The organism is Actinomycetospora sp. (assembly GCF_036497245.1).
Classification (GTDB): Bacteria; Actinomycetota; Actinomycetes; order Mycobacteriales; family Pseudonocardiaceae; genus Actinomycetospora.
This window is the reverse complement of record NZ_DASXJS010000076.1, coordinates 22,879-35,988: the sequence shown is the minus strand read 5'-3', so window position 1 is coordinate 35,988 and position 13,110 is coordinate 22,879. Positions and strand designations below refer to the sequence as shown.

The window sequence follows — 13,110 nt, the reverse complement described above, 5'->3', positions numbered from 1 at the left end:
GTAGGGTCCCGGCCCGTGCAGCTGGTCCTCGCCTCCGCGTCCCCCGCCCGCCGTGCCGTGCTGAGCTCCGCCGGTGTCGAGCCCGTCGTCGTGGTCTCCGATCTCGACGAGGAGGCGTTGCTCGCCGAGCTGGGTGACGCGAGCCCGGCGGAGAAGGTCACCGCGCTGGCGATGGCCAAGGCGCGGGCGGTCGCGGGGCGGGTGCCCGCCGAGGTCGACGGCGGGTTCGACGGCGTCGTCGTCGGGTGCGACTCGATGCTCGACGTGGGCGGCGAGCTGGTCGGCAAGCCCGGGACGACCGAGGCGGCGCGGGCCCGCTGGCAGCAGCTGGCGGGCGGGCACGGCGAGCTCGTCACCGGGCACGCCGTCATCCGCCTGCGCGGCGGGTTGCCGGACGCCGAGATCTCGGGGCACGCCGCGACGATGGTGACCTTCGGGACGCCGTCCGAGGCCGAGCTGGAGGGCTACCTCGCCTCCGGCGAGCCGCTGGCCGTCGCGGGCGCGTTCACCCTGGACGGGCTCGGCGCGTGGTTCGTGGAGGGCATCCAGGGCGACCCGTCCAACGTCGTCGGGATCAGCCTGCCGCTGACCCGCCACCTGCTCGCCGAGCTGGGCGTCGGGATCAACGATCTGTGGGCGCCGGGGGCGCCGGGCGGCCCGGCGGCGGGCTGACCGGAGCGCGCGAGGGCGACCGGGGCGACGCGGACACCGGCGCCCGGGACGCCGGTGCGCCACGCGGCGGGAGCCCCGGCGCGGCCGACGCGGGCGGGGCCTGCGCCCGGCCGCTGCGCGGCGGCGCGTCGGGCGGGGCCGAGGACAGCGAGCGCACGATCCGGTCCGCGGCCGCCGCGTCGGCGCCCTGCCCGGGCCCGGCGGCGGCGACCGCGAGCAGCACCAGGCCGGGCTCGCCGCCCTGCCCGGCGACCGTGGTCACGCGGACCAGCGGCCCGGGACGGCCGGCCACCGTCACCCGCCGGACGACGGTGTGGGAATCGCGCCCGTCGAGGCGGCCGGCGTCGTCGGAGACGTCCGCGATCCGCCCGCCGTCGCCGGGATCCTGACGCATCGCCCCGTCGGCGAACGCCCCGACGAGACGGCGCGCCTCGTCGGCGAGTGCGTCCGGCCCGAAGCCGCGCGCCGCGTCGAGACGCCCGACCAGCACGGCCGCGCGGTCCGGGCGGGCCACGACGGTCGGGAAGCGGCCGGGCGGGACCGGCACGAGGTCCTGGCCCGGCACCGGGTCCCATCCGGCGGGGACCTCGACGGTGGCCCCGAGAGGCGCGGCGCCGACCCGCTCCGGGCCTGCCGACGGCCTGGTGGTGACGGCGGGCGCGGCCGTCGCCGTGTCGGCGGCCGGGCGGGGGGCGGGCAGGCGGGAGGCGTCCGCGGCGTCCCGGGCGGCCGCCTCGGTGCGGTCGGCCTGGTCGCCGTCGGCCCCGGCGGCGGTCGCCACCGCGGCCACGGTGCCGGCCAGCGCCGCCACCGAGGCGCACGCCACGACGGCCCGCCCCCACCAGCGGCCCGCACCGGACCCACCGGGGGGTGTCGTCCCCCCGGCCTGGAGTCCTGCTCCGCTGCGCTCGGTCTCGCGTCGGCTCATCGGGGACCGACGGTAGCGACCGCCGCCGACGGGCCCGCCACCGCCGTCCCCGTCAGCTGTGGCCATGACCACCGCGCACACCGGTGGTTCGTCGTCGCGAGGTGCGGGAGAGTCGCCCGAACGGTCACGGCCGACCGTTCGACCCTGACCCGACAGGTCGGGCGGCGACGTCGCCCCTACACTGCGCGCGGATTCACCCCTTTGTCCACGCAACGATGCGCCCGCCCCAGGAGGCAGTCCGATGGCAACGCCGGCCCAGCAGGCTCCGCTGCACACCGTGCTGATCGCCAACCGCGGGGAGATCGCCCTCCGCGTGGCACGGGCATGCAAGGACGCCGGGCTGACCAGCGTGGCCGTCTACGCCGATCCCGACCGCGACCTGCCGCACGTGCGCCTCGCGGACCAGGCCTTCGCCCTCGGTGGTGAGACCGCGGTCGACACCTACCTGAACATCGAGAAGATCATCAACACCGCGAAGGAGGCCGGGGCCAACGGCATCCATCCCGGGTACGGCTTCCTCTCGGAGAACGCCGACTTCGCGCAGGCCGTCCTCGACGCGGGCCTCATCTGGATCGGGCCCTCACCGCAGGCCATCCGGGACCTGGGCGACAAGGTCACCGCCCGCAAGATCGCCGAGCGCTCGGGAGCGCCGCTGGTCCCCGGCACCAAGGACCCGGTCGCCGACGCGGACGAGGTGATCGCCTTCGCCGACGAGCACGGGCTGCCGGTCGCGATCAAGGCCGCCTTCGGCGGTGGCGGACGCGGCATGCGCGTCGCCCGGGAGCGCGACGAGATCGCCGAGATGTTCGACGCCGCGGTGCGCGAGGCGGTGTCGGCGTTCGGCCGCGGCGAGTCGTTCGTCGAGCGCTACCTCGACCGGCCCCGCCACGTCGAGGCCCAGGTCCTCGCCGACCAGCACGGCAACTGCATCGTCGTCGGCACCCGCGACTGCTCCCTGCAGCGTCGCCACCAGAAGCTCGTCGAGGAGGCGCCCGCGCCGTTCCTGACCGACGAGCAGCGCAAGCGCATCCACACCTCCGCCCGCGACATCTGCCTCGAGGCCGGGTACTCCGGTGCGGGGACCGTCGAGTTCCTCGTCGGCGAGGACGGGGTGATCTCGTTCCTCGAGGTCAACACCCGCCTGCAGGTCGAGCACCCGGTCTCCGAGGAGACCAGCGGGCTCGACCTGGTGCGCGAGCAGTTCCGCATCGCGAACGGCGAGGAACTGCGCTTCCACTCCGACCCCGAGCCGCGCGGCCACTCGATCGAGTTCCGCCTCAACGGCGAGGACGCCGGCCGCGGCTTCCTGCCCGCCCCGGGCACCGTCACGCGCTTCGTCGCGCCGGCCGGGCCGGGCGTGCGCGTCGACGCGGGCGTGGAGTCCGGCACCGTCATCGGCGGCCAGTTCGACTCGATGGTCGGCAAGCTGATCGTCACCGGGGAGGACCGGGAGCAGGCGCTGCAGCGCTCGCGCCGCGCGCTCGACGAGATCGTCGTCGAGGGCATGCCGACCGTCATCCCGTTCCACCGCGTCGTCGTCGACGACCCGGCGTTCGCGGCCCCCGAGGGCGCGTCGTCGTTCCTGGTGCACACCCGCTGGATCGAGACCGAGTTCGACAACCAGATCGAGCCCTTCGTCGCCGATGGCGCGGGCGACGACGAGGACGACGAGGCGGGCGCCCGTCAGACCGTGGTCGTCGAGGTCGGCGGCAAGCGGCTGGAGGTCTCGCTGCCCGCGGGGCTGTCCCTGGGCGGGGGCGGTGGCGCGGCGCCGGCAGCCAAGAAGAAGTCCCGCAAGCGCACCGGCGGCGGCGCGAAGGTCTCCGGCGACGCGGTCACCTCGCCGATGCAGGGCACCGTCGTCAAGGTCGCGGTCTCCGAGGGCGACACCGTGTCCTCGGGCGACCTCGTGCTCGTCGTCGAGGCCATGAAGATGGAGAACCCGGTGACCGCGCACAAGGACGGCACGGTGACCGGGCTGTCGATCGAGGCGGGCGCGTCGGTCAACCAGGGTGCCGTGATCTGCGAGATCGCCGACTGACGTCAGAAAAGTCTCGTTGCAGACACTCAACGTCTGAAAAGCGTCGTTCACGGCGCCTACCCTGGATGCGGTGGGCGAGATGCGGATCGGGACCCGGGAGCGCGAGCTCGCCATGGGCGCCCTCGACGAGCACCTGCGCGAGGGCCGCCTCGACCCCGGCGAGTACGCCGAGCGCTCGGCCGTCGCGTCCGACGCGCGGTTCCGCTCCGAGCTCGACGCCCTGTTCACCGACCTGCCCGCCCCGCACCCGGCCTTTCCCTCCACCCCCGTGACGGCCCCGGTCACCCCCGAGGCGGACGCCCCCGCACCGTCGAAGGCTTCCTCGTCCCCGGCGCCCCCGACGACGGACGTGCACGACGACCGGCCCGAGAAGGACCTGCCGGAGCTGGTCGCCCCGCTCGGTGCCCGGCTCGGGCGCAACGCAGGCAAGCTCTCCGCGCTCGCACCCGTCATCGCGATCGGCCTGTTCGTGCTGACGGGATTCCGCTTCCCCCAGGTGTTCCTGCTGGTGCCCCTCGCGATCGCCCTCCTCGGCTATCTGGGACACCGCCACGGCGGTTGATCCCCGGGCCTCCTGCCTCCGAACGGGTGCGCCGGGAGCGGATCCGCGTCACGTGCGGGACGAATCCGGTCGTCGGCTGTCGGGGGGTCGTGGTTCTCTGGACAGCGTCGGCGACGAAGCCCCTCCCGCCGACCCACTGCAGCCCGCATGCCGCTCCCTGTGACCCGAGAGGTTCTCTCCATGAGTTCGGCCCCGACCACGCCGGAGGCTTCGGCCGACGGCCAGACGCCGGACGCCTCGGCACCGCAGGCCACTCCGCCGGGCACCACGCGCGCAGGCGTGGTCATCGCGGTCCTCGTCGTGTCCGCGTTCGTCATGATCCTCAACGAGACGATCCTGTCGGTCGCGCTCAAGGACCTCACCGTCGACCTCGGGGTCTCGACGACGACGGTGCAGTGGCTGACCAGCGGTTTCCTGCTCACGATGGCGGTGGTCATCCCGACCACGGGCTACCTGCTCGAGCGCTTCACCCCACGCCAGGTCTTCCTCGCGTCACTGACGCTGTTCAGCCTCGGCACGCTCATCAGCGCGCTCGCGCCGGGCTTCGCGGTGCTGCTCGTCGGGCGGGTGGTGCAGGCCTGCGGCACGGCGGTGATGATCCCGCTGCTGATGACGTCGATCATGCGTCTGGTCCCGCCGGAGCGCCGCGGCTCGACGATGGGCACGATCACGATCGTCATCGCGGTCGCACCGGCGATCGGTCCCACCATCGGTGGCGCGGTGCTGGCCTCGCTCAGCTGGCGCTGGATGTTCTGGATCGTGCTGCCGCTGGCCGTGGCCGCTCTCATCGTCGGTGCGATCCTGCTGCGGCTGCCCAGCGAGACCCGCCGGGTCCCGCTCGACGTGGGCTCGGTGCTGCTCTCGGCGATCGGCTTCGGAGGCATCCTCTACGGCTTCTCCACGATCGGGGAGGCGGGCGGATCCGGGCCCCCGCCGTGGGTGTCGATCGTCATCGGCGCCGTGGCCCTCGTGGTCTTCGTCCTCCGCCAGCTGGCCCTGCAGAAACGCAACGCGGCGCTGCTGGACCTGCGGCCGTTCACCCATCGACGGTTCGTGGTCTCGATCATCCTGATCGCGCTGCTGTTCATGTCGCTGCTGGGCGCCGCAGCGATCCTGCTGCCGCTGTTCCTCCAGACGGTGCTCGGCGAGGGCACGTTCTGGACGGGTCTCGCGGTGCTGCCCGGCGGGCTCGTGCTCGGGCTGCTCGGCCGTCCGGTGGGGGCGATCTACGACAAGGTCGGGGCACGGCCGCTGGTGATCCCCGGTTCGATCATGATGGCGGTCGCGCTGTGGCTGTTCACCCTGCTCGGGGCGGGATCGTCGCTGGGCGCCGTCGTCGGGATCCACGTCCTGCTCATGGCCGGGCTGGGTCTGATGATGACGCCGCTGATGACCGAGGGGCTCTCCTCGCTGCCGGGGTCGCTGTACTCCCACGGGAGCGCGATCCTGGCGACGTTGCAGCAGGTGGCGGGCGCGTTCGGTACGGCCGCCTTCGTGACCATCTCGGCGATCGCGTCGGCCTCGCTGGGCGGCACTCCCGACGCCCAGGGCCTCCGGGTGGGCTTCATGGCCGCGGGTGTCATCGGGGTGCTGGCGGTCATCGTGTCGCTGTTCATGGGCGGCAAGCCCGCCGTCGATGACGGGGCGGCAGGCGCGACGTGGGCGGGCCCGGATTCGGTGGACACCGTCCCGGCTGACGCCCCGGCCCGCGGGCCGGTGGTCCCGTCGGGCGGGGCAGGCGCGGGCACGGTGGTGCGCGGGCAGGTGGACCTCGCCGGGCCCGGCGAGGCCGTGGTCACGCTGGTCGACGAGCACGGCGCCCAGCACGGCCGCGCCGGGACCCGGAATGGGGACTACGAGATCGCGCTGCCCTCACCGGGGGCCTGGCTGCTCGTGGTCAGCGCCCCCGGACACGCGCCGCACGCCGCCCGCCTCGTGGCGCAGGGAACCGGTTCGGTGCTCACCCACGACGTCCCACTGCCCGTCGCGGCCGAGCCGGCCTCGCCGGGCCCGGTCTCCTCGCGGCGCGAGCCGGAGCCCGCCGCCGGAGCCTGACGCGGGACATCCCCCGGTCGCCCGTGCGGGCGACCGGAGGACGTTCCCGGCGTCGGAGGCCCTCAGGCCGTCCCGAGCGCCGCCAGACGCTCGGCGCGGGGATCGGGCGCGGAGATCCGCAGCTTGTCGGCCTCCTCGTCGGTGTCGACGGTCTGCGAGCGGCGCTCAGCCTCGACCCGCTCGACGTACGAGCGGACCTCACGCTCGCGGGTGGCCTCGTCCCACCCGAGCAGGACCGCCATCTGGTCACCGACCGAGGCGGCCGACTCCGCCCCGCGGTGCGCGTACTCGATGGAGATGCGCGTGCGGCGGGTGAGGACGTCGTCGACGTGCAGCGCGCCCTCGTAGGCGACCGCGTAGGCGACCTCCACCTTGAGGTAGTCCGGCGCACCGGGCACCGGCTCCAGGAGCGACTTGTCGTCCTCGCTCATCGCCAGCAGCCCGTGCAACAGCGAGCCGTACCGGTCGAGCAGGTGGCGGATGCGGTGCGGGTGCAGCCCGTACCGGAGCCCGATGTGCTCGGCCTGGTTGACCAGCGCGAAGTAGCCGTCCGCCCCGATGAGCGGCACCCGGTCCGTGATCGAGGGGGCCACGCGGGCCGGGATGTCCTCCGCGGCCGCGTCGAGGGCGTCCTTGGCCATCACGCGGTAGGTCGTGTACTTGCCGCCTGCGATCGACACCATGCCCGGCATCACCCGCGACACCGCGTGCTCGCGCGAGAGCTTCGAGGTCTCCTCGCTCTCCCCCGCGAGCAGCGGACGCAGGCCGGCGTACACGCCCTCGATGTCGTCGTGGCTCAGCGGCGTGACCAGCACGCTGTTGATGTGCTCGAGCAGGTAGTCGATGTCGTGCCGGGTGGCCGCCGGGTGCGCGAGATCCAGATGCCAGTCGGTGTCGGTGGTCCCGACGATCCAGTGGTTGCGCCACGGGATGACGAACAGGACCGACTTCTCGGTCCGCAGGATCATCCCGACGTCCGACGGGATCCTGTCCCGGGCCACCAGGAAGTGCACGCCCTTCGACGCCTTCACCTTGAAGCGGCCCCGGGTCCCAGCCGCGTGCTGCATCTGGTCGGTCCAGACGCCGGTGCAGTTCACGACGACGTGGCCCCGGACCTCGGTCTCGCGCCCGGTCTCGACATCGCGCACGCGCACACCCGCGACGCGGTCCACCTCGTGCAGGAAGTCGACGACCTGCGTCGACGTGCGCACGACCGCGCCGTACTGCGCGGCGGTGCGGGCGACCATCATCGTGTGGCGGGCGTCGTCGGCCTGGGCGTCGTAGTAGCGGATGGCCCCGACGAGGGCGTCGCGCTTGAGCGCCGGCGCCATGCGCAGCGCGCCGGAGCGGGTCAGCTGCTTCTGGTGCGGCAGCGAGCTCGTGCCGCCGATGGTGTCGTAGAGCGTGATGCCGGCGGTGACGTACGGCCGCTCCCAGTGCTTGGTCAGCGGGTAGAGGAAGCTGACCGGCTTGACCAGGTGCGGGGCGAGCCGGGTCATGCTCAGCTCCCGCTCGCGGAGTGCCTCGCGCACCAGGCCGAAGTCGAGCTGCTCCAGGTAGCGCAGACCGCCGTGGAAGAGCTTCGACGACCGACTCGAGGTCCCGGACGCCAGGTCGCGGGCCTCGACGAGCGCCACCGTGAGACCGCGGGTCGCCGCGTCGAGCGCCGCGCCGACGCCCACCACGCCGCCGCCGACCACCACGACGTCGAATCGTTCCGTGGCGAGCCGCTCCCAGGCGGCCTCCCGCTCCGCCGGACCGAGGCGGGAGGGTTCCACCGCGGCATCGAGGTCGTCGGCGTCCGTCGCGGACTGCTGTGCCGTGTCGTGCTCGGGGGACTTCGCGGCCACCTCGAACCTCCTCGTACTCAATCAACTGACAGTGGGGTATCCCCCTCGCCGTCGTTCCGCACGCGTTCCGGTGCGGTGATCACACCTGCTCGGGCCCGGCTCGCTCCTCGCCGCTCGTCGTCGCCTCCTCACGCGCGACCCGCGCCGGTCCCGCGGCGTCCCCGGTCCGTCCCGGAGGCGGCGGCGGCTCGTGACCGCCGGCCGCTTCGGCCCGGGCGTCGAGTACCTGGCCGATGATCAGGTCGTAGACGATGATGCCGATGACGCCTCCGACCAGCGGGCCGACGATGGGGACCCACCAGTAGTTGTCGAAATACGTGCCTGCCCCTGGGAAAGCGAGCGGACCCCAGCCCTCGATGTAGGTCCAGAGCCGCGGACCGAGGTCGCGGGCCGGGTTGATGGCGTAGCCCGCGTCGGTCCCGAAGCTGAACCCGATGCCGACGACGACCAGGCCGATGATGAATGCCCCGAGGTTGCCGGTCGGCGCCTGATTGCGCTGGTCGATGATCGCCGCGATCAAGGCGACCAGGAGCGCTGTGCCCACGATCTGGTCGAACAACGGGCCCCACAGCGCGCCGCCGAAGTACTTGGCCGGGAATGTCGCGAAGATCGAGAAGGTGTCCTGCGCGGCGGCCCGCGAGGCAACACCCTTGGTGGCGTTGTACGCGTTGATCGCCGGGTAGTAGACCGCATAGATGAGCGCGGCTGCGGCGAACGCACCCACCACCTGAGCGAGCCAGTAGGCAGGGACCTTCCGCCACGGGAACCCGCGCCGGACGGCGAAGGCCAGTGTCACCGCCGGGTTGATGTGGGCGCCGCTGACGCCGCCGGCAATGTAGACGCCGAACACGACCGCGAGCCCCCACCCCCAGCCGATGATGATCCAGTTGGCCGGCCCGAAGTCGACGGTCTGGCGGCCCGACCCTGGGAGACCCACCACCGCGACGGCCACGCACCCGAGACCGAACATGATCAGGACGAAAGTCCCGAGGAACTCCGACAACATTTCCCCGCCGGTCCCGGATCGCCACCCAGCCGGCTTTTGCGCACGGGTCACAGCTGCCACCTCCTCCATGAGTGCCGACCCGCACGGAGCGCACGGTTCTGCAGGTCCAGGCAAGCGCGTGCGTGTGACCTGCGTCAACCCCTTGTCAAGACGGACCTGGTGGGCAACCGTCGACAGCCAGAGCGCGGACGCTCAGGCAAGCAGGAGGAGATACGAGATGGCGCAGTACGTCGCGGCGATCGACCAGGGCACCACGTCGACGCGGTGCATGATCTTCGACCACTCCGGGCGGGTCGTCGCCGTCGACCAGCTCGAACACGAGCAGATCTTCCCGCAGGCCGGGTGGGTGGAGCACAACGCCGCGGAGATCTGGGGCAATACGCGCCAGGTGTGCGGCGGCGCCCTCGCCCGGGCCGACCTCGACCCGTCGAGCATCGCCGCCGTCGGGATCACCAACCAGCGCGAGACCACCGTCGTGTGGGACCGCGCGACCGGCGAGCCGATCTACAACGCCATCGTCTGGCAGGACACCAGGACCCAGCAGATCTGTGAGGAGCTCGGGGCGCTCGGCGGCGGCGCGGAGCGCTACCGCTCGAAGACCGGCCTCCCGCTGGCCACCTACTTCGCGGGGCCGAAGGCGCGCTGGATCCTCGACCACGTCGACGGCGCGCGGGAGCGGGCCGAGCGCGGCGAGCTCGCGTTCGGGACCATGGACACCTGGGTGCTGTGGAACGCCACCGGCGGCAACGAGGGCGGGCTGCACGTCACCGACCCGACGAACGCCTCGCGCACCCTGCTCATGAACATCGACACCCTCGAGTGGGACGCCCAGCTCTGCGAGGAGATCGGGGTGCCGATGGCGATGCTTCCCGAGATCCGCTCGTCGTCGGAGAACTACGGGCCCATCCGTGCCCGCGGCACGTTCCGCGACGTCCCGGTGTCCGGCATCCTCGGCGACCAGCAGGCGGCCACGTTCGGGCAGGCGTGCCTGGACGTCGGCGAGGCCAAGAACACCTACGGCACCGGCAACTTCGTCCTGCTCAACACCGGCACCGAGAAGGTCGAGTCCAAGAACGGCCTGCTCACGACGGTCTGCTACAAGATCGGCGACCAGCCCGCGGTCTACGCGCTGGAGGGCTCGATCGCGGTCACCGGCTCGCTGGTGCAGTGGCTGCGCGACAACCTCGGGATGATCTCCTCCGCGCCCGAGGTCGAGACGCTCGCCGCACAGGTCGAGGACAACGGTGGCGCCTACGTCGTCCCGGCGTTCTCCGGGCTGTTCGCCCCGTACTGGCGCGCCGACGCGCGCGGGGCGATCGTCGGGCTCACCCGCTACGTCAACAAGAACCACATCGCCCGGGCGGTGCTCGAGGCGACCGCGTTCCAGACCCGCGAGGTCATCGACGCCATGAACGCCGACTCCGGCGTGCCGCTGACCGAGCTCAAGGTGGACGGCGGGATGGTCGGCAACGAGATCCTCATGCAGTTCCAGGCCGACATCCTCGACGTCCCGGTCACCCGTCCCGTCGTCGCGGAGACGACGGCGCTGGGCGCGGCCTACGCGGCCGGGCTCGCCGTCGGGTTCTGGTCCTCCGAGCAGGACATTCGCGACAACTGGGCCAAGGACAAGACCTGGACCCCGTCGATGGAGCCGTCCGCCCGGGACGCCCTGATGGGCCAGTGGCGCAAGGCCGTGACCCGGACGTTCGACTGGGCATAGGTGCGCTTCGCGCATGTGAGCACTTTCGGTCGCTATCGCGACCGAAAGTGCTCACATGGCCGGAGGCCACCTAGTCCAGGTCGTCGTGCTGCATGAGGCGGCGACCCGCCTCGGTGACCGACCCGGACAGTGACGGGTAGATCGAGAACGTGTGGGCGAGGTCGTCCACGGTGAGGTTGTTCTGCACCGCCATCGCGAGCGGGAGGATCAGCTCGCTCGCGACCGGCGCCACGATCACGCCGCCGATGACCACACCCGTCGCCGGCCGGCAGAACACCTTGACGAAGCCCCGCGAGAGGGCCTGCATCTTGGCGCGCGGGTTGGTCCCCAGGGGCAGGAGCACCTCGCGGGCGGCGAACTCGCCGGACTCCACCTGCTTGTGCCCGATGCCGACGGTCGCGACCTCGGGGCGGGTGAACACCGCCGAGGCGACCGTCTTGAGCCGCAACGGCGCGACCCCCTCGCCGAGCGCGTGCCACATCGCGACCCGGCCCTGCATGGCGGCGACCGAGGCGAGCGGGAGGAGCCCGGTGCAGTCACCGGCCGAGTAGACGCCGGGGACGGAAGTGCGCGAGACCCGGTCGACGGTGATGTGGCCGGAGTCGCGCAGGTCGAGCCCGATCGCCTCGCACCCGATGTCCTGAGTGTTCGGCACCGACCCGACCGTCATCAGCGCGTGCGAACCGGACACCTCCCGGCCGTCGGAGAGCGTCACCCGCACCCCGTCCGCCGTCGCGACGACCTTCTCGGCCCGCGACCGTGGCTCGATCGTCACCCCGCGCTCGGTGAACACCTCCTCCAGCGTGGCCGCCGCGTCCGGGTCCTCGTGCGGGAGCACCCGGTCGCGGCTGGAGATGAGGGTCACCGGCACGCCCAGCTCGGCGTACGCGGACACGAACTCGGCTCCCGTGACGCCCGATCCGACGACGATCAGGTGCTCCGGCAGCTCCTCCAGGTCGTAGAGCTGGCGCCACGTGAGGATGCGCCGACCGTCGGGCACGGCGTCGGGGAGCACGCGCGGTGAGGCGCCGGTGGCGATCAGCGCGACGTCGGCGGTCACGACCTCCTCGTGCCCGTCGGAGTGCGAGACCTCGATGTCGTGCGTGGCGCTGTGGATGTCGCTCGCGCGGAACCGCCCGCGCCCGTCGCAGACCCGCACCCCGGCCCGCTGCAGCGTCACCTTGATGTCTGCCGACTGGGCGAGCGCGAGCCCCCGGACGCGTCCGTTCACGCGGGGGAGGTCGACGGTCGCCTCATCGGAGTCGACGTCGATGCCCATGTCGATGTTGCGGCGGAAGCCCGCGCGCACGCCGGCCGAGGCGATGAACGTCTTCGACGGCACGCAGTCGTAGGCCACGCAGTACCCGCCGACACTGTCCTCCTCGACCAGGACGACGTCGGCCTCGTGCTGGGCGGCGACGAGGGCCGCCTCGTACCCGGCCGGTCCGCCGCCGAGGATCACGATGCGGGTCATGGAAGGGGGTCCTCCGTTTCGGTGACGGCGCCGGGGGCGGGTGCGAGCCCTCGGGTGGTGGCGCCGGGCAGCGGTGGTGGGGTGCCCGGCCTGCCGGTCACGGACCATCCTGCCCGTTCGGCGTAACGGGCGGGATTCCGGCGTCGGTCGAACGCCCCCGGGGTGGATACCCTGTCCGCCGTGCCGCTCTACGCCGCCTACGGGTCGAACATGGATCCCGGGCAGATGATGCAACGCGCGCCGCATTCTCCGGTGTCGGGGACCGGCTGGCTCGAGGGCTGGCGGCTGACGTTCGGGGGCGAGGACCTCGGCTGGGAGGGCGCGCTGTCCACCGTCGTCGAGGACCCCGGATCACGGGTCTTCGTCGTGCTGTACGACGTCAGCCCGCTCGACGTCGACCAGCTCGACCGCTGGGAGGGCGGCGAGCTCGGCATGCACAAGAAGCTGCGGCTTCGTATCCAGACGATGGCCGGACCGCAGCTCGCCTGGGTCTACGTGCTGGACGCGTACGAGGGGGGCCTGCCCTCGGCCCGCTACATCGGGGTGCTCTCCGACGCCGCCGAGGCCGCGGGCGCTCCCGACGACTACGTGCAGGCCCTGCGCGAGCGCCCGTGCCGCTCGATCGGGCCCGGGACCTCGCTCTAGTCCGGAGGGCCCCGGCGGACGGGGCAGGCTCGGCGGACGGGGCACGCCCGGCGGACGGGGCACGCCCGGGTGGTCGACGGGCACATCACGCAGGCCGCCGGGCCCCTCAGGCTGCGCCTTGTGCCCCTCGCGGAGCGGTGGGGGCCATACCCGAGAT

General features: G+C 72.8%; 9 protein-coding genes and 1 pseudogene. 6 read left to right on the top strand and 4 right to left on the bottom strand.

Annotated elements, in window-relative coordinates:
- The first annotated feature begins 15 nt into the window (after nucleotides 1-15).
- On the top strand, nucleotides 16-672 hold the full coding sequence (locus VGI02_RS08290; RefSeq protein ID WP_331626828.1) for a Maf family protein: 657 nt from the start codon (nucleotides 16-18) through the stop codon (nucleotides 670-672).
- Here the strand turns inward: VGI02_RS08290 and VGI02_RS08285 are convergent.
- Entirely contained in the window at nucleotides 623-1,600 is a 978-nt protein-coding gene (locus VGI02_RS08285; RefSeq protein WP_331626827.1) for a hypothetical protein, read from the bottom strand. The genes VGI02_RS08290 and VGI02_RS08285 overlap by 50 nt on opposite strands.
- A 241-nt stretch (nucleotides 1,601-1,841) precedes the next feature.
- On the opposite strand from VGI02_RS08285, the gene VGI02_RS08280 reads away from it, so the two are divergent.
- The 3 genes and pseudogenes from VGI02_RS08280 to VGI02_RS08270 form a co-directional block, all read left to right on the top strand.
- Nucleotides 1,842-3,641: an acetyl/propionyl/methylcrotonyl-CoA carboxylase subunit alpha gene (locus tag VGI02_RS08280; protein ID WP_331626826.1), complete on the top strand. Its 1,800-nt coding sequence runs from the start codon at nucleotides 1,842-1,844 to the stop codon at nucleotides 3,639-3,641.
- Nucleotides 3,642-3,720: 79 nt separating this feature from the next.
- Entirely contained in the window at nucleotides 3,721-4,203 is a 483-nt protein-coding gene (locus VGI02_RS08275; protein ID WP_331626856.1) for a DUF1707 SHOCT-like domain-containing protein, read from the top strand.
- A gap of 180 nt (nucleotides 4,204-4,383) precedes the next feature.
- Nucleotides 4,384-5,835, top strand: a pseudogene (locus tag VGI02_RS08270) (DHA2 family efflux MFS transporter permease subunit); the annotation flags it as partial.
- Nucleotides 5,836-6,320: 485 nt separating this feature from the next.
- On the opposite strand, the gene VGI02_RS08265 reads toward VGI02_RS08270, so the two are convergent.
- Nucleotides 6,321-8,036: a glycerol-3-phosphate dehydrogenase/oxidase gene (locus VGI02_RS08265; RefSeq protein ID WP_331626855.1), complete on the bottom strand. Its 1,716-nt coding sequence runs from the start codon at nucleotides 8,034-8,036 to the stop codon at nucleotides 6,321-6,323.
- Between the two features lie 151 nt (nucleotides 8,037-8,187).
- Nucleotides 8,188-9,114: an MIP/aquaporin family protein gene (locus tag VGI02_RS08260; RefSeq protein ID WP_331626824.1), complete on the bottom strand. Its 927-nt coding sequence runs from the start codon at nucleotides 9,112-9,114 to the stop codon at nucleotides 8,188-8,190.
- 217 nt (nucleotides 9,115-9,331) lie between these two features.
- Between VGI02_RS08260 and glpK the strand changes: the two genes are divergently transcribed.
- Nucleotides 9,332-10,834, top strand: a complete 1,503-nt coding sequence (gene glpK, locus VGI02_RS08255; RefSeq protein WP_331626823.1) for a glycerol kinase GlpK — start codon at nucleotides 9,332-9,334, stop codon at nucleotides 10,832-10,834.
- A gap of 70 nt (nucleotides 10,835-10,904) precedes the next feature.
- Here the strand turns inward: glpK and VGI02_RS08250 are convergent, their stop codons facing one another.
- Entirely contained in the window at nucleotides 10,905-12,308 is a 1,404-nt protein-coding gene (locus VGI02_RS08250) for an NAD(P)H-quinone dehydrogenase (protein ID WP_331626822.1), read from the bottom strand.
- A gap of 180 nt (nucleotides 12,309-12,488) precedes the next feature.
- Here VGI02_RS08250 and VGI02_RS08245 point away from each other — a divergent pair, with 180 nt between their 5' ends.
- The gene (locus tag VGI02_RS08245) at nucleotides 12,489-12,953 is read left to right on the top strand and encodes a gamma-glutamylcyclotransferase family protein (RefSeq protein WP_331626821.1); all 465 of its coding nucleotides are present in this window, start codon (nucleotides 12,489-12,491) and stop codon (nucleotides 12,951-12,953) included.
- The last annotated feature ends 157 nt before the right edge of the window (nucleotides 12,954-13,110 follow it).